Raw genomic sequence first — 449 nt, forward strand, 5'->3', positions numbered from 1 at the left:
GCCTACGGAAGGCTCACGAGGCACGAGCGGGACACGGTCCAGAGGATGCTGGAGCGCAGGGCGTCGTGCAGGGAGATCGCGAGGGAGCTGGGCAGGTCGCCCTCGACGGTGAGCGCCGAGGTGGCGTCGCACAGGTTCGTGACGGCGCCGAAGGCCAGGCGCGGCGAGCGCGTGGACGCCTCCGCCGACCTGTCGGCGGCCTGCCCGCGCCTGGCGGCGTGGCCGCGATGCTGCAACGGCTGCGGCCGGTACCGCGCGATCGGCTGCAAGCGCCGCCCCCACGTCTTCTACGAGGCCCGGGCCGCGCAGCTGTGCGCCGACTCGGTCCTCGTCTCGTCCAGGCGCGGGATAGACGCCGACGAGCCCGCCGCGGCGGCCAGGCTGGAGGCGATAAGGGACTGCCTGCGCCGGGGGCTGTCGCCCGAGCAGATGGCGGCGCGCAACGGCGG

Annotated in this window: 1 pseudogene; it reads left to right on the plus strand. The window is 75.3% G+C overall.

Annotated features, from left to right (window positions below):
• Positions 1-108 precede the first annotated feature (108 nt).
• Positions 109-449: pseudogene (locus ACTQW0_RS08525) on the plus strand (IS30 family transposase); the annotation flags it as partial.

The sequence above is a fragment of the Collinsella sp. LCP19S3_B7 genome (assembly GCF_052121795.1).
GTDB lineage: Bacteria > Actinomycetota > Coriobacteriia > Coriobacteriales > Coriobacteriaceae > Collinsella.